The sequence below is a fragment of the Prosthecobacter debontii genome, assembly GCF_900167535.1.
Taxonomy (GTDB): domain Bacteria; phylum Verrucomicrobiota; class Verrucomicrobiia; order Verrucomicrobiales; family Verrucomicrobiaceae; genus Prosthecobacter; species Prosthecobacter debontii.
In genome coordinates, this window is record NZ_FUYE01000015.1 from 42404 (window position 1) to 59650 (window position 17247).

17 protein-coding genes and 1 tRNA gene are annotated in these 17247 nt (G+C 55.5%); 13 read left to right on the forward strand and 5 right to left on the reverse strand.

The window, feature by feature from the left end; translation table 11 throughout:
* Positions 1-26: 26 nt before the first annotated feature.
* The 3 genes from B5D61_RS18915 to B5D61_RS18925 all read left to right on the forward strand — a co-directional run bounded on the left by B5D61_RS18915 (position 27) and on the right by B5D61_RS18925 (position 2536).
* A complete protein-coding gene (locus B5D61_RS18915) occupies positions 27-1670 on the forward strand; it encodes an esterase/lipase family protein (RefSeq protein ID WP_078814997.1) in 1644 nt (547 codons plus the stop codon).
* Positions 1671-1788: 118 nt separating this feature from the next.
* Positions 1789-2148, forward strand: coding sequence for a hypothetical protein (locus tag B5D61_RS18920; RefSeq protein ID WP_078815095.1), 360 nt, complete (start codon positions 1789-1791; stop codon positions 2146-2148).
* Between the two features lie 31 nt (positions 2149-2179).
* Complete coding sequence (locus B5D61_RS18925) at positions 2180-2536, forward strand: arsenate reductase family protein (RefSeq protein WP_078814998.1); 357 nt, start codon at positions 2180-2182, stop codon at positions 2534-2536.
* 49 nt (positions 2537-2585) lie between these two features.
* Here the strand turns inward: B5D61_RS18925 and B5D61_RS18930 are convergent, their stop codons facing one another.
* Positions 2586-3287: a hypothetical protein gene (locus B5D61_RS18930; protein WP_078814999.1), complete on the reverse strand. Its 702-nt coding sequence runs from the start codon at positions 3285-3287 to the stop codon at positions 2586-2588.
* Positions 3288-3534: 247 nt separating this feature from the next.
* On the opposite strand from B5D61_RS18930, the gene B5D61_RS18935 reads away from it, so the two are divergent.
* From B5D61_RS18935 to lpxD, 4 genes are all read left to right on the forward strand, one after another.
* A complete protein-coding gene (locus B5D61_RS18935) occupies positions 3535-4257 on the forward strand; it encodes a 3-keto-disaccharide hydrolase (protein WP_078815096.1) in 723 nt (240 codons plus the stop codon).
* A gap of 38 nt (positions 4258-4295) precedes the next feature.
* A complete protein-coding gene (locus B5D61_RS18940; protein WP_078815000.1) occupies positions 4296-5030 on the forward strand; it encodes a hypothetical protein in 735 nt (244 codons plus the stop codon).
* A 236-nt stretch (positions 5031-5266) separates the two neighbouring features.
* Positions 5267-6295: a biotin synthase BioB gene (bioB, locus tag B5D61_RS18945; protein WP_078815097.1), complete on the forward strand. Its 1029-nt coding sequence runs from the start codon at positions 5267-5269 to the stop codon at positions 6293-6295.
* 172 nt (positions 6296-6467) lie between these two features.
* Entirely contained in the window at positions 6468-7502 is a 1035-nt protein-coding gene (gene lpxD / locus B5D61_RS18950; RefSeq protein ID WP_078815001.1) for a UDP-3-O-(3-hydroxymyristoyl)glucosamine N-acyltransferase, read from the forward strand.
* Between the two features lie 31 nt (positions 7503-7533).
* Here the strand turns inward: lpxD and B5D61_RS18955 are convergent, their stop codons facing one another.
* Positions 7534-10158, reverse strand: coding sequence for a VWA domain-containing protein (locus B5D61_RS18955; protein WP_078815002.1), 2625 nt, complete (start codon positions 10156-10158; stop codon positions 7534-7536).
* Positions 10159-10302: 144 nt separating this feature from the next.
* On the opposite strand from B5D61_RS18955, the gene B5D61_RS18960 reads away from it, so the two are divergent.
* The 3 genes from B5D61_RS18960 to B5D61_RS18970 all read left to right on the forward strand — a co-directional run bounded on the left by B5D61_RS18960 (position 10303) and on the right by B5D61_RS18970 (position 12478).
* Positions 10303-11310 carry an MBL fold metallo-hydrolase gene (locus B5D61_RS18960; RefSeq protein WP_078815003.1) on the forward strand — a complete coding sequence of 336 codons (1008 nt, stop codon included), beginning with the start codon at positions 10303-10305 and terminating at the stop codon, positions 11308-11310.
* Positions 11311-11353: 43 nt separating this feature from the next.
* The gene (locus tag B5D61_RS18965) at positions 11354-11743 is read left to right on the forward strand and encodes a VOC family protein (RefSeq protein ID WP_078815004.1); all 390 of its coding nucleotides are present in this window, start codon (positions 11354-11356) and stop codon (positions 11741-11743) included.
* Positions 11744-11857: 114 nt separating this feature from the next.
* Positions 11858-12478 (forward strand): hypothetical protein, encoded by a 621-nt coding sequence (locus B5D61_RS18970; RefSeq protein WP_078815005.1) that lies wholly within the window; start codon positions 11858-11860, stop codon positions 12476-12478.
* A 273-nt stretch (positions 12479-12751) separates the two neighbouring features.
* Here the strand turns inward: B5D61_RS18970 and B5D61_RS18975 are convergent.
* Positions 12752-12826: transfer RNA gene (locus B5D61_RS18975), tRNA-Val, on the reverse strand.
* Positions 12827-12935: 109 nt separating this feature from the next.
* Between B5D61_RS18975 and B5D61_RS18980 the strand changes: the two genes are divergently transcribed.
* Positions 12936-14510, forward strand: coding sequence for a S10 family peptidase (locus B5D61_RS18980; protein ID WP_139373365.1), 1575 nt, complete (start codon positions 12936-12938; stop codon positions 14508-14510).
* Positions 14511-14592: 82 nt separating this feature from the next.
* Here B5D61_RS18980 and B5D61_RS18985 read toward each other — a convergent pair whose 3' ends face one another.
* Together B5D61_RS18985 and B5D61_RS18990 are read right to left on the reverse strand one after the other, a co-directional pair.
* Positions 14593-15135 (reverse strand): hypothetical protein, encoded by a 543-nt coding sequence (locus tag B5D61_RS18985; protein ID WP_078815006.1) that lies wholly within the window; start codon positions 15133-15135, stop codon positions 14593-14595.
* A 61-nt stretch (positions 15136-15196) separates the two neighbouring features.
* On the reverse strand, positions 15197-15976 hold the full coding sequence (locus B5D61_RS18990; protein ID WP_078815007.1) for an SDR family oxidoreductase: 780 nt from the start codon (positions 15974-15976) through the stop codon (positions 15197-15199).
* Positions 15977-16170: 194 nt separating this feature from the next.
* On the opposite strand from B5D61_RS18990, the gene B5D61_RS18995 reads away from it, so the two are divergent.
* Both B5D61_RS18995 and B5D61_RS19000 read left to right on the forward strand, forming a co-directional pair.
* Positions 16171-16533, forward strand: coding sequence for a hypothetical protein (locus B5D61_RS18995; RefSeq protein WP_139373366.1), 363 nt, complete (start codon positions 16171-16173; stop codon positions 16531-16533).
* A gap of 6 nt (positions 16534-16539) precedes the next feature.
* Positions 16540-17235 (forward strand): hypothetical protein, encoded by a 696-nt coding sequence (locus B5D61_RS19000; protein WP_078815009.1) that lies wholly within the window; start codon positions 16540-16542, stop codon positions 17233-17235.
* Positions 17236-17247: the final 12 nt, after the last annotated feature.

Here is a 17247-nt window from a genome sequence, read left to right on the forward strand (position 1 = left end):
TCCGCATTTCTTTCGTCTTCTCGCGCATGCTTTTTTCCCGTCTTTCCTGTGCCCTAACCGCCACCCTCTTGGTCAGTTGCGGCTCGCCAAAGGCTCCCACCGTGCGGGAGCCGTGGTTGCCTAATCTGGGCTTATCGGAAAAACTCATCTCCGTTCAGCTGGATAAAGCCGCCCAGGCCTGGGACGTGATGCAGAGTGACTCCGCTACCCGCGCAGAGAAACGTCAGGCCGAGAATGTTTATGAAGGAGCTTTGGCCTTGGTCATTAAAAACTGGAGCCGCAGCTCCCTCCCTCGCAAATGGGAAACGGGCAGCTTGTTCGAGATGAGGGATCGTCAGTATCAGGTGCATCTCCAGCCTGCTCCGGGGAATCCAGAGGAAATCTCCCCCCTGATGCTGGATCGCCTCATTCCGGCTCAGGATGTGAGATTGGCCAAAGGTGCCACCCCGGTGATTGACGCTGGGCTCGGCGTCCCGGTAGTCGGGCAGGCTCAGCATTCCAAGGCCCTGGCGGCGAAGTATCCGATGATGCCTCTCAACGGTGCCTTTCTCACTCTGACGGCGGTGATGGAGTTTGACCCACCTGCTCCAGGCAAGCCGCGTGCTGCCCATCTGCATCTCTACAATCCCCTGAGGAAAGCCGAGGCTCAGGTGAAAGGCGAGCGCACCCACTTGGCCGCCAACTACACCGCGCCGAAAGAACTAGCACTGAACAATCGCTTCCTGCGTGGGTTCTCCCTCATCGGGCTGCTCTTTCCTGAAAAGACCCTGGATGAAAGCGAGATCTACCGCTTGGAACTCTACGATCCCAAGCGCATCCCTGTCGTCTTCGTCCATGGGCTGATGTCAGATCCCCATATCTGGTATGAGGCCATCAACGCCATCTATGCCGATCCCGTCTTGCGGGCGAACTATCAACCTTGGTATTTCCTCTATCCCTCTGGCATGGCCGTTCCTGCGACTTCCTGGCAGTTGCGTCGATCGCTGGAAGAAGCCCGCGCGAAGCTGGATCCTGAAGGAGATGATCCCGGCATGAATAACATGGTGATGGTTGGCCACAGCATGGGCGGCCTGCTCAGCCGCATGCAGACCATCGATAGCGGTGACTCCCTTTGGAAAGCGTACTTCAACTGCGAACCAGAAAAGCTCATGGTGTCCAACCACACCCTTGAGCGCCTGAAGGACACCCTCGAATTCAAAAAGCAGCCTTATATCAAGCGCCTCATCTTCATCACCGTGCCCCACAAAGGCAGCACCATGGCTGATCGCGGCATCGTCTATCGCTTGACCCGTCTCATCAAGCTCCCCACCGACTCCCTTGTGCTGGCGAAGGAGATCATGACCGGGAACATCGATTACCTTACCCCCCAACTCCGCGACTGGGGCACTTTTGGTTTCCTCAGCATCGGCACCCTTTCACCTAAGCATCCGTATCTGAAGGCTCTGAATGCGCAGCCCATCCCCGTGCCGCACCACAGCATCGTCGGTCAATATGGGGAAGGTGAGCTCCTCACCAGCAGTGACCGCGTGGTGCCTTACTCCAGCTCTCATCTGGACACGGGCACCGAGCTCGTGGTGCCCTACTGGCATGGCTGCGTCGAGAAGCCTGAAGTCACGGCCGAGATCGCCAAGCGCCTGCGTCAGCATCTGCACGAGCTTGGCCGGCTGTAGGGATAGATCGGGTGCAATGTCAGCTTGAAGAGAGAAAGCCATTCAATCTGCCCCGCTCGATATTCAGAAGCCTTGCGCAGCCGCTTAAATGGCTGCAAACAACCCTTTCCCTTTTCGCATGTTTTCCACCGGTCAAAAAGTCGTCTGCATCAACGATCACTTCGAGCCCTGGGTTTTTGACCTTTACACGGCTCTGCCCAAAAAAGGTCGCACCTACACCATCCGAGCCATCTCTGTCGGGCGCTCCAATCCCAAATTCTCCGTCAACGACGACGCCGAAATCAAACTCACCGATGCCGAGTTCGATATCCTGGTTCTGCTGAAAGAGCTGCAAAATCCCGAGGATCCGCATTCTTCCGTCAAACAAGAACTCGGTTTTCGATCTGAGCGCTTTGCTCCTCTGGAAGAAGACGAGGAGGAGCTCGAAGAAGAAGCCGAAGAACTCATTGGTGCCGGAGCCAGCACCAAGAGTTGGTAACGAAAAGCCACCCGCTGCTCTCTCTACTGCCATGCTGAAAGTCTATGCTTATCAAGGATGCTCCACCTGCAAGAACGCCGTCAAATGGCTGAAAGGGCAGGGGATCGAGTATCAGGAACTCGCCATCCGTGAAACCCCACCTAGCGTGGCAGAACTCCGTGCCATGCTCAAAGCTAAAGGCGAGTTACGGTTGCTCTTTAACACCTCCGGTCAGGATTACCGTGCCCTCGGGATGAAAGACAAACTCCCCACCATGACTGAAGACAAAGCTATCAAGCTTCTCAGCAGCAACGGCAATCTCGTCAAACGCCCCTTCGTCATTGATGAGGCCGCAGGCATCCATCTGGTCGGTTTTAAAGAAGCCGAGTGGCAGGCGATTTGGGAGTGATTGGGAGATTGCTCTGAGGCGAATTTAAGCTCAGGATAGCTGTTGCTGCTTACCTATTCGTAATGCTCTCCATCAAAGGAATCGGTGTTGGATTGCTTTCGAGAGAATCAACGATTCCTCGAGTTGGACAAAGGTAGATTTCATTTTCGTCACCTCCCATCAACATGCCGATCGCTTTTCCAGTTTCTTGACTGAAGAAAGGCGAACCGCTTCGACCCTGAAGTTTGACTTCCGAGAGCAGTCTCGCCGTCATCATGTGCCCCTTATCTTCAACGATCTCGGCTTCAACCCACGTGTAACCGATGGATTCTTCTTCTGCCTTATTCGGAAACCAAAGTTTGTGACCCTTCGAATAATGGGCAACTTTTTCGATTTCAATTCCGACGCATCCATCTGGAATTTTTTCCAAGGGCATGATCAAGAAATCGTTTTGGATATCCTCAAATTTTTGGATCGAGGTCGTTTTGGGTTTGCCCGCGCTGGTTCGGAATCCCGCGATAGGCTTTGATGAATGGACATCCAGCCAAATGGCTTCAAAAAGTCCGCCTGCATCAAAGTCGAGGAAGTGAATGCTCGTGACACCATAAGCGTGGTTTTCATGCTTCAAAAGATAGCCTGTTCCTTGATGGGTCACTTCTGAGGTTGCCCAGATAAGCATCGGCTGGAACAAAAACTTACCCGTCGGTTTTTCGTTGGCACATAGGACATGTGTCGATGCCACGAGGAGAGTGATGAGCAGTAGATTGCGCATAGCGTTGGATGTTAAATTAAAAGCCGAATGAGGTGTCAATAAACGGGGGGCCTGTGATGTCGCGCTGACAGGTCTCGAACACGAAAGCGCTCTGACAGAAGGGTTTCTGGCAGGGGAAATCGTTTATCCACAGTGTGTAGCTCGGTCCAGTATGTAAAACAATCTTTGACTGGTAAGGTTGAGAACACCAATCGCGATAGACAATCCCATGGCTTCACGTTACAACGGCCCCGTTTTATCCAACCTCATGAAAGTACATTTTCTCACCCCTCTTTTCGCCGCTTTGGTTTGTTCTCTTTCCGCAGCGGAACCCATCGAAATCTTCAATGGCAAGGACCTCACTGGGTGGGAAGGGAATCTGGAGCTATGGAGTGTGAAAGATGGTGCGATCACCGGCATCACGCCTCCCGACCCGGCCAATCCTGAGAAGGGCGTCATTAAGCACAACACATTCCTCGTTTGGAAAGGCGGCACGGTGAGCGATTTCGAGCTGACCTTTCAATACAAAATCGTGAAGGGGAACTCCGGCGTGCAATATCGCAGCAAGGAATTGGAGGCGGGTGAGTTTGGCCCGATCTTGTCGGGGTATCAGGCAGACTTTGAAGCGGGTGATAAATACAGCGGCATTCTTTATGAAGAAAAGGGGCGTGGTATCCTGGCTCTTCGAGGTGAGAAGACGGTGATCAAACCTGCGGCGGATGCCAGTAAAAAGCCGGTGGTGGAGAAGCAGGGCATCGTGGGTGATAGCGATGCGATCCAAGCCTCCATCAAGAAGGAAGACTGGAACGAATACAAGATTGTGGCCCAAGGCAATCACGTGCAGCACTTCATCAATGGCTTGCAAACGGTGGACGTGACGGACGAAGATGCCGCTAATGCACCGAAGGAAGGAGTGCTTGGGTTACAAATCCATCAGGGCCCGCCGATGATGGTGCAGTTTAAGAACTTCAAGATGATCTCTCTGAAGTAAGCGTTGCCAGCGCTTGCGGAGCGTATTTATTCCGTCTTATGTCTCTTCCCCCTTTTCTGGTCAAAGCCACCCTCCTGCTGACGGTGCTGCTGGGTTTCTCCAGCATGACGGCTCAGGCGCAGAATGAATACATCATCTGCTCGGGGGGACCCGCTTTAAGAAAGTGGGAAGATCTGCGCAATCCTGGTCAGCAGCATGACCGCTGGTGGGGGAACTTCGTTCGGACGGCCCGTGTGCGCATGCAGGAACTGCAGCGCACGCAGCCGAAGGGGACTGTCGTCACGTGGCTGGTGTATCGGGACTCTTATCTGCGTCGGGCCGCCGAGGATCACGATCCGCTGACCAGCCACATTGAGTCCGTGCAGAGCACCTATGGAATCAATCTGGTGTGGTTTCGCAGCAAAGATGATCTGATCAATTACATCAATCGCGGCAGCAGCACAGTGCCTCGCAATCGCCATAAGATCTCGGGCTTCGAGTTCTTTGGACACTCGAACAAATACTGCTTCCTGTTCGATTACAGTTCGGACGTCTATGCGGCATCCACGGTCTGGCTGCATGAAAATGATCTGCCTCGCATCAGCCGGGGAGCTTTTGCTCGCAATGCCTACTGCCAGAGCTGGGGCTGTCACACCGGGGAAAGCATGAGCCGGGCCTGGAAGAAAGCCACAGGCGTGCCCATGGTCGGTGCGATCGGTAAAACGGACTACTCCTTCATGCACCTCCGTGGTTGGAAAGTCGCCTTGGGTAGTGGTGGCCGTTGGACGAACTAAGCGCACCTTATCAAATCCCAACGGTCATCTGAAAGGCAGCCTATCTGGGTTGCCTTTCTTGTTATTGATAGAGAGTTGCGACGCCGTGAAAAGCTACGCCAACAGGAGCTGAAAACGCGGGAAGTATGAGTCTGAGGTCACTCGGGTCTCAAAACTTTCCTCCCAAAAGCCTGGAATAGCCAAATACGTTTGCCCTGGGACGGGTTTCATGGCAAATGCGTCACAGCTTTCAGTGCATGAAATACGCCGATCTTCACCGCATCTACCATCAGCCGTTCTTTGATCTCCTCAAACAGGCCCGTGCCGTCCATGAGGAACATTGGACGGGCAATGAAGTGCAGCTTTGCACCCTGCTGAGCATTAAAACCGGGGGCTGCAGTGAGGATTGTGGCTACTGCGCTCAGAGCGCCCGCTACAATACGGGGGTGCAAGCCGAGAAGCTGATGGAGAAGGATCAGGTCATGGAGCGCGCTCGTGCAGCCCGTGCCAGTGGTTCCACCCGTTTCTGCATGGGCGCTGCCTGGAAAGGTGTGCGCGTCGGCACTCAGAAGTTTGATCAGGTGGTGGACATCGTGAAGGATGTGGCCACGCTCGGCATGGAAGTGTGTGTGACACTGGGTCAACTCGGTTCTGAAGAAGCTCGCATTCTGAAGGAAGCTGGCGTGACGGCATACAATCACAACATTGATACCAGTCCCGAGCACTACTCCAACATCGTCAGCACCCACACCTTTGACGATCGCCTCAGCACCATCCGCCATGCGCAGGATGCGGGCATGTCGGTCTGCTGCGGGGGGATCCTCGGCCTGGGGGAAACCATTGAGGACCGCCTGAAGATGCTTGAAGTGCTCAGTAACTTCAATCCGCATCCTGAGAGCGTGCCGATCAATGCCCTCATGCCGATGAAGGGCACTCCCTTGGGTGAAAATGTCCAGGTGGATAGCTTCTCTCTCGTGCGCATGATCGCCGTGACCCGCATCGCGATCCCTCGGGCAAAGGTTCGCTTGAGCGCAGGCCGCACCAATCTCAGCCGTGAGGCACAGGCGCTGGCCTTCTTTGCGGGTGCCAACTCCATTTTCTACGGGGATAAACTCCTGACGGCCGCCAATCCTCAAGCTCAGGAAGATTTGGCCCTTATTCAGACCCTCGGTCTGAGCGCACAGCAGCCGAATCCTGACATGAGTGCTCCTGAAGCGGACGAGGTTCGTGAGTTGTCTCCCTCACCCGCTTGCCAGGTGGAATGTGGCTCGGGCTGCTCTGCTTAAAATCACCGTCTATGGCGTTGCGATCACCAGGAGAAAATGTCCTGGTGGTCCTTGCAGAATGCCTTTTCCAAAGCCTCAATCCAGGTTTCAGCGATTACAAAAACAAGATTAGATTGGACTTCGGCAATCAATGCTCGCCATGGTGGCGAAACTGTGAGAGAAGGCGCGTCACATGAACGTCGCTCTCTCTGAGTTGGCTGAGCTGCTTGGGGGAGAGATACTCACTGGCAATCCAGATACACGCATCACCGGTTTTGCTTCTCTCAAAGAAGCTGTTTCGGGGGATCTCAGCTTTTTTTATGATGCCCGATATAGGGAAAGATTAGCTGCGACGAAAGCCGCTGCGGTGCTGGTGCCCATAGGCCTGGAGTCTGCTCCAACGCAAGTGGCTTGCATTGCGGTCGAGGATCCGTCACGAGCCTTTGAAAAGGTCGTGGATGCCTATGGCTTCCACGCCCACAGCTTTGAGGTGGGGATTCATCCTTCAGCCGTCATCGCTTCGGATGTGCAGGCTGATCTCACCAAGATCTCTGTAGGAGCGTGTGCTGTCATCGAGAGTGGTGCGCAGATTGCTGATGGTGTGGAAATCGGCGCAGGTTGCTATGTGGGGCGGGACGCGATTATCGGGAAGGACTCCAAGCTTTTCCCCAACGTCACTCTTCAAGAAGCTTGTGAAATCGGTGAACGAGTGATTCTCCATTCAGGTGTTGTGATTGGGGGCGATGGTTTCGGTTATGAATTCCAGCAGGGCCGTCATCGCAAGGTGCGTCAGGCAGGCATCGTGCAGATTGATAACGATGTGGAAATCGGCGCTGGCACCATGGTGGATCGGGCACGCTTTGGCCGCACCTGGATCGGTGAAGGCACGAAGATCGATAACCTCGTCCAGATCGGCCACAATGTGGTGATTGGAAAGCACTGCATCATCGTGGCCGCGTGTGCCATTGCAGGCAGTGCCGTCATTGGAGATTACGTCGTGATGGCAGCGCAATGTGGTGTGGCCGGACACGTGAACGTCGGCTCCTTCGTCACCTTGGGCGGGCGCAGCGGCGTGACCAAGGATATCCCTGCAGGCAAGGTCACCTACATGGGTTTCCCTGCGGTTCCTGTGATGGAGGAGAAGAGGCGGTTGGCCAGCATCAACCGCCTACCTCAGCTGGTGGCACGGGTGAAGACGCTGGAAGGGCAGTCCAATACCGACGAGTAAGCCAGAACAGAAAAAGGAAGGCAGTTAGGGGTCAGGTGGAGCCACTTGGCTTCTTGGCCTTCTTGAGGAGGAGGTCTCGAATGACCTCCCAGATGCCCTGCACATGCTCCCAGCGGCGGATGGCCACATCCGCGAGGAAGAGCAGGAGCAGGGCTAGCACCAGCGGAGGCCAGAGTTCGATGTATTGCACGGCGCTTGTCTGGCTGAGATCGGGGAGTTCACCAGCCTTGAGTATTTGTCCCTGCGTGAGTTGAGTGGCCTTTTTCAGGAGGCCCTCATTCACCGTGCCCAGGCTGGCTTCGTTGCTGGGGTTATGCACCACGCCGGCGGAAACCATCTCGGCACCGCTTTGTGCCCGCACCAGATAGACCCCGGGTTGGTCAGGACGGAAGTGGCCTTCATAGAGACCGGGGCCGGTTTGGCCTAACAAGAGATTTTGCACAGACTTCAGGGGGGCTCCCAGAGAATCCGCAGCGACAAAGAATACCTCGGCCTGCACACGGGCATCGTTGGCGCGTGTGCCGGCATCTTCTTGCAGGTCCACATGCATCAAGGCTCGATCACCCTGCATCTCTACAGCCAAGTCCATGTGGCGACCTTGTGGTGGGCGGGCTGTCTCACGCAGCACCTGGGACCAGAAGCAGTTGAAATCTGGCCAGCGCGCAATCCACAGGCCTGCCCAGCGGCTCTTGGCATCACTGGTGAAGGCAGTGACCTTGCCCAGGCCATAACGCCAATGCGCCAGCAGCGGATCACCCGCATCGGTCACCAGCGGCACCTGCGCCGTCGCTTTGCGGATGGTTTTGACGTAACCCAGCAGGTCAGGTGAGTTCCACGGCTCAAAGCCAGCCAGCATGGCGTGCTTCTCCACGAGTTGCGGCAAGAAGGGATCCTCGCGCAGCATCCGACCTGTGTGCATCAGGGTATCTTGCGTGAAAATGCGGGTGATACCCGAGGCATCCAGGGTGGTGTAGGATTGCCCCCCGCCACTACTGGCGATGGCTTGGAGCAGGGCCACGTGTGAGCCTTCGCCGATGGAGACGGTGGAGATGGTGATGCCCTCGCCACGACATTGGGAGGCCATGGATTCATAACCGCTACCGCTGGTTTGGCCATCGGTGAGGATGATCATGTGTTTCACCTTGGCCTTCACTCGGCGCAGAGCATCGCGGGCTTGTTCAAAGGCAGGCTGGAGATTGGTGCCACCGCCTGAGGCCACCGCGGCGATCTGACCCGCCACTGCGGCGGTGGAAGTCAGCCGGGTCATTGGCACCACCACATGGGCTTCACTATCGAAGGCATAGACGCCGATGAAGTCATTGCGCCCCAGCACCTCTGCTGTGGCGATGGAGGCGCTCTTGGCCATCTCCAGCTTCTCCCCAGCCATGGAGCCGGAACGGTCCATCACGATCGCCACCGCCGCACTTTGTTTCTCCTCCTCATCGGGGGCTTTCAACCGCACAGGCAGCAGGTCATCAATGGGTGTTTTGTAAAAGCCGCCCAGCGCAAAGCTGTTCGGCCCACCGAGCATGAGAAAGCCGCCGCCCAGCTTATCCACATAGTCACGCATGGCATTCATGGTGCCCTCGCCCAGACGATGCGCGGAGACATCGCTGAGGATGATACCATCGTATCCCGCCAGTTGCTCCAACGAAGCTGGGATATTCCCCGGCTGGCGCAGATCCAGCTCGATGCCTTCTTTCTCCATCGCCTGCTGGAGGTATTGGGCCTCCGCAGGTTCGCTGTCCAGATACAGCAGGCGCAGGCGCCCACGCACATCCACCAGGGTCAGCGCACTGTTGTTGGCAGGCAGGGTATCTGCGGTGATGCCCTCCAGCACGGCGCGATACTTGAAGATGTTTCGTTCGTTAGGAGTGCGGGTAAAGGTTTCCGTCAGGGACTGGCCAGCCTGAAGAGTCACGGGGCGCTGTTCCACCTGAATCCCATTTTCATACAGCTTCAGCATTCCCTCAGTATTCAGGGTAGATTCCAAATGGGCCGTGAGTTTTAGTGTCGCTCCTTCATTCAGTCGGCTGCGGCTGGGCACCAGATCCAGCACTCGAGCATCGGGCTTCTTCGGTCCAGCGAGCGCACGCGCATGTAGACGCACCCCGGCTAGACTCGCGTCCTGAGCTGTCTCGATCAGACTACCACGCGTCTCGTGCCCATCTCCGATCATCACGATGTCTCGACTGGCTCCGGCGGGAAACAGTGCTTGGGCATACTCGATGGCCGCGCTGTATTGGCTATCACCTCCGTGCGCTTGCTGAAACTCGCCCAGCGCCGCTTCCTGGTCCTTTTCAGGAACATCGGGCAACAGGGCAGGTTCATCCCCGAGCATGACGATGAAACTCTCCGTCCCCATCCCGAGGCGCCCCTGCATCTCACGCGCTTCCTTCAGAGCTTCACGGCGGCCTTCCTCACCGAGGCTCTGGCTGGCATCCAGCACGATCCCGAGCGCCTTTTTCCCCGTCTGAGCCACGCGTGCAGGTCCCGCCAGGGCCAGGAGGGCCAGCAGCAGTCCCAGAGTCCGCACGACCAGCAGCAACCTCTTCCGCAGGCCCTCCATCGGATGCACCGAGCGATTCTCGATCCACAGCAGCAGCGCTAGGGCAGGCAGAGCCAGTATCAAAAGTTTTGGCGATTCCCAGTCCATGTGAAGATACAAACGCCACGCTACGAGCGAATGCTACGTCTTCCAAGAAGGAATGACGAGAGAATGGTGAAGGGGATGGCGATGTGTGGGTTATGCATGGCATTCCCTTCGAAGTTTGATATAGACGACCGATCCCCAATCATCATGAGCATTCATTTTCGCATTCTAGGCGGTCCTGGCAGGGATAATGCCTTGCTGGTTCAGGTGGATAGCGGTCAGGCTGTGGAACGGTTGCTCTTTGATTGTGGGGAGGGCTGCGTTAGCGAGTTATCCTTTGGTGAGATCCAGGACATTGATCATGTCTTTTTCTCCCACTTCCACATGGATCACATCGCGGGCTTCGACTCGTTTTTTCGATGTGTTTTCAATCGTGAAACGAAGCCGAATTACATCTGGGGACCGCCAGGCACGAGGAAAGTCATGCATCATCGTTTTCGCGGGTTCCTGTGGAATCTGCACGAGCAAATGGCAGGTTCTTGGCGCGTCTCCGATCTCTATCCAGAGGAAGGCCGAATCTCTACAGGGAGATACGAATTGAGGGAATCCTTTGCCTCGGCTCATGAAGTGAGTGAAGCGAGGTTGCCGCAGGGAGTTGGCTACACCGTTGAAGCCTTCACCATGAATCATCGCACTCCGAGTATGGCGTATCTAGTGCGTGAGAAAGCTCGTTGGAACATTGATGCTTCACGCCTCGGATCGCTCGGGTTACGGCCGGGCCCCTGGCTCAAGCAATTGAAGGACTCAGTCGATGACGAAAGCACGCTCGACATTGAGGGCGTGACGTATTCAGTGGCCGACCTTCGAAAAAGCCTGCTCACTGAAACCCCCGGTGACTCGATTGCTTATCTCACGGATTTCCTCATGGATGAGACTGCCATGAAGCACCTCGAACCCGCCCTGCTTGGCTGCCGTGTGATCGTCTGTGAATCTCAGTATCGCCATTGTGATGAAGAGTTGGCCCAGAAGAACTATCACATGACCAGTGTGCAGGCTGCTACGCTCGCTCAACGTGCTGGAGCGGAAATGCTGGTGTTGTTTCATTTGTCCGATCGTTATCGCCCAGATGAGTGGCTGGAGATGATCCAGGAAGCACGCGAGGTTTTTTCCAACACTCGGGTTGCTTCCGAGTGGGGGTTGATCCCCAATATCTGAGCGTGCTGTGAGCGGTCTAACGAATAATAAACTTCCAAAATCCATGGAAAAAGTAACAGGAATCGGCGGCTTCTTCTTTTTGAGTTCCAGCGCAAGTGCGCTGGATGACTGGTATGAGCAGCATTTAGGCGTGCGGAAGGTGGGGAAGGAGTATGCCGATGGCTCATGGTGGCAGGATGCAGGGCCAACTGTGTTTGCCGCTGAATCCGACGATGCTCAGGTGGGTGGGGTAGGGCGCTCTTGGCGGATCAATTTCCGGGTGCGGGATCTGGATGCGATGGTGGCTCAGCTCCAAGCTGCAGGCATTACCGTGGAAGTCGAATCCACCGAGTATCCCAATGGTCGTTTTGCTCATCTGCATGATCCCGAAGGTAACGGTATCGAACTCTGGCAACCTGCGGGTGCCGATTTAGTGAGGCCGTCGGATGGCTGATATTTCAGCGGCATGGAGGGAGGTATCCGATCAGAACGCCTCACGTTTTTGTGCCTGCCGGGAGCAATGCCTGCTTGAGTTCACCTCCTCATTTGAGCGATAGTCTGTCCTCGTATGAAAAAGCTGACGACTGCGCTTCTGCTGCTGTTGAGTTCGATGGTTAGCCTTCAGGCGAAACCACAAATTGAAAGGCTGAAGACTTATTATGAGGTTCAAGGGGATGCTCTGTTCGTGCCTCTCTATTGGCTACCTGAGACACGCGAGACGGTGCGTCAGCACATACCCGATCACGAGCAGTGGGTCGGTTTTGAGAAGGATCGGTGGCAGAAAATCGAGGACGAGGTGAAACAACAGACGCTTCAAGAACTCGGGCAGACGCTCGATGCGATGTCCCCAAGTCAATTGCAAGCCACGTGGCGGAGAATCGGGGAATGGCAGCGAATCAGCACCCAGTTGAATTTATTGATCGTTGCCATGCACAGCCAAGAGGCTTTCCTGACCATGGGGTATCACGACGCTCTTCTCCGCCCGGCTTATGACTGGGTGAAAAAGCGTCGGCCAGCGGCTTTCGATCTGGAGGTCGTCGGCGCGGGAGATACTTTAGCAACAGGTGAAGTCGCCGCATTCATGGCCGTTCTCACGGAGCACCTGCTGGATTGCTTGGAGAAGGATCGGCTGCTCTGCTATTCACGTCTTTTTGCGACCATCGCTGAGACGAAAGCGGAATCAAAATGAAAGCGAATCGATCTTGCGTTTCTTTTGGTTAGTCACTCTTGGTGTGGCTGAAATGAATCATGCCGATTCCAAAGAACAACTCGTGAGCTGCTTGCGCACTTTTTGTGTCGCAGTGCATTAGATTGTGGGCGGGGCTAAGACCTGGGTTCTCAAGGTTTGAGTATCGAAAACGCAGGATTTTGCCTCCAAATGGGAAAACGTAAGCTCGGGGAGGTGGTTTCGAACTTTGTCTGGTTGAGGCCAGACTTTGAACTCTTTGTCGTGAAAGAGAGATGGTGCGCGGTGCAGGGTTCGAACCTGCGACCCCTGCCGTGTGAAGGCAGTGCTCTACCGCTGAGCTAACCGCGCGGTGTGTGGGACGGGCAGTTAAGCGCGGGATGAAAACTTTGCCAGTTCTTTTTTACAAGATTTAAAGGTTTCCAAAGTGCGGCCTTCCGAATGCGTTTATGATGCACCTATGTTCTCGCTGACCAACCACCTGCGGATTGTTTTTCTCGTCGTGGCTTTGCCTTATACGGGCTGGGCGCAAGCGCCTGCCCCAGAGGCTGAGAAGATGCCTGCGGCGGAACCTGCAAAAAAGGAAGAAGCCTCCAAGAAGGACGGGAAGCCGGAGAAGGAGGAGCCTAAAGAAGAACGGAAGGTGGTGACGGAGCATAGCATCATGCTCAATGGCGTGAAGGTGGACTACACCGCGACAGCCGGCATGCTAAGCCTGAAGAATGCTGAGGATAAAACCACGGCAGATATCTTCTACATCGCCTACACCCGCAAAGGCGTGGAGGACGTGGCGAAGCGACCGCTGACGTTTTCCTTCAATGGCGGGCCGGGTTCCTCCTCCGTGTGGATGCATATGGGGCTGCTCGGCCCCAAACGCGTGAAACTGAGGGACGATGGTTTCGCCGTGCCACCACCCTACACCTTGGTGGAAAATGAGTCGTCATTACTGGATGAAACGGACTTGGTTTTCATTGACCCGGTAGGCACGGGCTACAGTCGTGCGAGCAAGCCTGATGAGGCGAAGAACTTCTTTGGCGTGACTGAAGATGCTCGCAGTGTTGGCGAGTTCATCCGGCTCTACATCACGAAACACTCGCGTTGGCCTTCACCGAAGTTTTTGATCGGAGAGAGCTACGGCACGACACGCGCGGCTGCTTTGAGCGGAGAACTGCTGCGCGCGCATCGGATGAATCTGAATGGCATCATGCTGGTGTCCACGGTGCTGAACTTTCAAACCATCTGGGGAGATGAAGGAAACGATTTGCCTTATGTCCTGTATCTTCCGAGCTATACGGCGACAGCGTGGTATCACCAAAAGCTGCCCAAGGATCTTCAGGCCAAGCCCCTTCAAGAGGTCCTCAAGGAGGCGGAAGCCTTTGCGAGTGGTGACTACAATCAAGCACTGCTAATGGGCAGCGGTCTGCCTCAGGCCACTCGTGCCAAGGTAGTGACGCAGATGGCGCGGTTGACGGGACTGAGTGAGGCTTTTGTGGCGGCGTCAGATCTGCGTGTTTCCCTCAGCCGATTCAATGCCGAGTTGCTGAGAGATCAGCGTCTGGTCGTGGGTCGTTTTGACAGCCGCTACACGAGCTTCATGCGTGATCCGCTGAGTAACGATGCAGAGCGCGATCCCAGCGCGGATGCGGTTTTCAGTGCCTTCGCCTCGACCTTCAACCATTACGTGAGGAATGACCTCGAGTTCGAAGAGGATCGCGCCTACAACATTCTAGCCAGCGTGGGGAAATGGAATTGGAACGCCGAGAATCAGTTTGCCAATGTCTCGGGTATTCTGGCGGAGAGCATGACGGCGAACCCATTCTTAAAAGTGCATGTCTCCAATGGCTACTTTGACATGGCGACGCCTTATTATGCTTCTCGTTATACCTTTTCGCATTTGGGAGTGCATCCTGAGTTGCTGAAAAACGTGACCGAGGATGACTACACGGCAGGTCACATGATGTATCTGAATCTGCCTGATCTGAAAAAGCAGAAGGAAGACTTGGCGAAGTTCATCCGCTCCGCATCAGGACAGTAAAGGGCTATGAAACTCAGAGACGCTCATCTGGAGGTGGAAAACCTCTCGATGGGCAAGGATGAAGAGGAGCAAGCTTGGAAGCTCAACTCTCAGGATAAACAGCCACGGCCATAACCCCTTCGCTGGGGAGCCAGCCGACCACTTCCACGCGGCGGCGAGTCTTAGCCGTTTTATCACCGAGGCCCTGGCTCACGGTATCGAGCAGTTGTTTCTGGGTGTCCGCATTGACATCACTGCCGAAGAAGTTGGCGAGGTTCGTCAGAATAGGGGCAGGGGCGTCCATGCCCACAATCGTGACCGGAGTGCGGTTGCGGCCACTGGCGATGATCTGCTCACGCATCATCTCAGGCGACATGCCACCGGGCATGAGGATGAGTTTGCGGAGGCGAGCTACCGTTGGAGCATTGATCTGGGGCTGAGCCGTTGCAGCGGCCAGGCCTGGGCCTGCGGTCGGTGGTTTGATCGACTTGCTCGGTTTTAGGAACCGAATTTCTGGCTGCGCTGGGGCAGCGTTCAGACCTGAAAAATCTGCCCCACCTTCAGGGAGGGGCAGCAGGCTATCTTGCGCGTAAATGCTGGCGCAGATGAGGCTGAAAATGCAGGAAAAACGAACCGAAAAAATCACGAGGGCGCGGTTTTATCAGGCCGACCTTTTTTTCACAACAACAATCTTGCCACCAACGCAGTTAAATCGTCATGGAGCTGTAACCGCCATCCACGACCATCTCGTGACCGGTGATGAAGCTGCCTGCGCCGTTGGCAGCCAGAAGGAGGGCTGCGCCCACCAACTCATTGGCGGTGCCGAAGCGATTCATCGGGGTATGGCCCATGATCTTGGCCACACGATCCGGCGTCAGAACCTTCTTATTTTGCTCAGCAGGGAAGAAGCCAGGGACCAGTGTATTGACACGGATACCCAGCGGTGCCCACTCACGAGCCAGGTTCTTGCTGAGATTGTGCACGGCACCTTTCGACATGCTGTAGGTGAAGACACGGCTCAGGGGCAGGAGGCCAGACATGGAGCCGAGGTTGATGATCGAGGCGGAAACTTTCTGTTCGACGAAGTATTTGCCAAAGACTTGGCAGGCCAGGAACACCCCCTTGGTGTTGATGTTCATGATCCGGTCAAATTCTTCCTCGGAGATGTCCAGGAAGGGAGTGGCGGAATTCACACCAGCACCGTTGACCAAAATTTGGCAGCCGCCGGAACGCTCAAGCACCTGATCCAGAAGCAGTTGAAGGTCGGATTTGCGGGAGGCATCAGCGCTGACGAAGTAACCTTGACCACCTGCGGCGTGGATGGCTTCGAGGCGCTTTTCAGCCTTCGAGGCATCGCGACCGACCAAGACGACTTCAGCCCCTGCGGAAGCATAGCCTTCCGCAATCGCACCACACAATTCTCCAGTGCCTCCGATGACGACGGCTGTTTGATTTTGCAGGGAAAAAAGTTCGAAGATGGAGGACATAACTTGGGAAGCTGTGAAAGAGACTTTTGAGATAGAGCACGGGATGGGCGGATGTCGAACGAAGAGAACGTCAAAAGGATGTTTCTCAAATTTATAGGACAAAGAGAAGTGCCTTGTCCGTAAATCGGCAGATGGAGCACGGAAACTCTTTCAGAATACCTAAATATGGCACGCCGTCTGCTGACTAGCCGAGCGTGGAACCAACCAGAATCATTCCCATCTCAGCCAGCCGACCCGTGCAGGGGCAGCAACCCACCAATGTGATCCGCATGGAACCCGATCCCGGACTGATCAAAATCGAGACTGTGCAGGGGCGTGAGGTCGTCTCAGGAGGGGATGCGGAGTCAACCCAACGCTTCTCCAGTGAGGTCAAGTATGTGACCTATTACAGCCAGCGCTTGGCTGACATTCTGGGGATGCATCAGTTGCAACTCGGCATTGTCGAGGACCGAGAAGGGCAGACCGCTTTTCAGGCCTCTGCTGCAGGCTGGCATGGGGCGGTGAGTAGCAATCGGCGCTCTTTGAAGCAGGTGAAAGATTCATTGGCTCGCAGTTAACATCTCATGACTCTGAATTCTCTCATTGCGGCCGTCGCGGCCCTTCAGCGTCTGGATGGCGTGGCCGGGGTCATGCTTTTTAAAGGGCGAAATACCGTTCACCGGCAGATGCCCTTTTCAGAAGGCCGTGCGCTTGATCTTACCGACACACTGGGGCAAATGCTGGATGGCTATCGCCAAGTGCGACGCAAGATCCGGCAGATCTATCTGGAGTTTGATGCTGGCGTCCTGCTGGTCATGGTTTTGGATGAAACCGTATTGGTTTTCCTCCTGACCGGGCGTGCGGATGCAGACCTGGCGGCTAGCGCCGCGACGGTGCTGCTGAATGATCATGCTTCACTCCTGGCGGGGCTTTCGATAGAGCCAGGGGCCTCTACGCCGCGCAATGAAGATGGCATCGAAGAACTGGTCGTCACGAGCCCACGGCGACTCCAGGAGATGACGGATAAAGCAGAAGTGGTCGTCAATAACTGGGGGCAGGTGCGCAAGGTCATCGAAGGCATTCTGGGGAAAGTCATGGGGCGTGCTCAGGTGGCCAATTTGATTGACCGGACCCTCCAAGACGGCGGAATCGCCGACCCTTACCGCCTGAACCCTCTCCAGGTCCGCAAATTGGCTGTGAGTGTGATTGAGCACATCCCCAATGTTTCAAAGCGCCGTCAGCTGCTGACGGAGCTGGACTCCCATCTTGACGATCTTTAATCCCGATTTTCC